Origin of the sequence: Microvirga antarctica (assembly GCF_017921815.1) — a bacterium.
GTDB classification, from domain to species: domain Bacteria; phylum Pseudomonadota; class Alphaproteobacteria; order Rhizobiales; family Beijerinckiaceae; genus Microvirga; species Microvirga antarctica.
The window spans coordinates 1-556 of record NZ_JAGEMM010000015.1 but is presented as its reverse complement, the minus strand read 5'-3'; the positions used below and the strand labels follow the sequence as shown (position 1 = coordinate 556).

The following is a 556-nucleotide window of genomic DNA, read 5'->3' as shown; positions in this document are numbered from 1 at the left end:
AACGAGCTCCACGTCGGCAAGCTGGGCTTGAACTGCCTGCGCTACATGAAGGACCCGGATACCGGCAAGCGCCGCTCGCGCGCCAATACCGATGATGCGCTGGTCGTCCATGACGTCCCGGAGCTTGGGATCATCGATGAGGCCCTGTGGACGGCCGTGAAGGCCCGCCAGACGGCGTGGGCGGTCGAGACCCGGCCCCGACGTGTCATCCAGCCCCAAACCCTTCCACCAGCAGCCTCGGCCCAAATTCCTGCTCTCCGGCCTGATCCAGTGCGGCTGTTGTGGCGCCGGTTACGTCAAGGTCGGCAAGGACCGCTTTGGCTGTGCGTCGGCGCGCAACAAGGGCGCTGCCATCTGCAGCAACATGCTGACCGTCCGCCGCGAGACCTTCGAGGGCATTGTGATCGACGACCTCGAGCAGGGTTTGATGGATCCAGAGCTGTTCAAGGGCGTTTGCGGCTGAGCTTCACGCGGAGGTCAATCGCGGCCGGATCGATCGGCGCGCGGCGCGGGCGTCGATCGAGCAGGAGCTGTCGCGGACCAACCAGCGCATCCG

General features: G+C 65.8%; 2 protein-coding genes. One reads left to right on the top strand and one right to left on the bottom strand.

Translation table 11 applies throughout. The features are described 5' to 3' along the window. Positions 1–219 (bottom strand): hypothetical protein (locus J4G32_RS20660; protein ID WP_210497495.1); only part of this gene is annotated, 219 nt, incomplete at its 3' end. Between J4G32_RS20660 and J4G32_RS20655 the strand changes: the two genes are divergently transcribed. Beyond that, positions 203–463 carry a recombinase zinc ribbon domain-containing protein gene (locus J4G32_RS20655; RefSeq protein ID WP_210497493.1) on the top strand — a complete coding sequence of 87 codons (261 nt, stop codon included), beginning with the start codon at positions 203–205 and terminating at the stop codon, positions 461–463. The genes J4G32_RS20660 and J4G32_RS20655 overlap by 17 nt on opposite strands. The last annotated feature ends 93 nt before the right edge of the window (positions 464–556 follow it).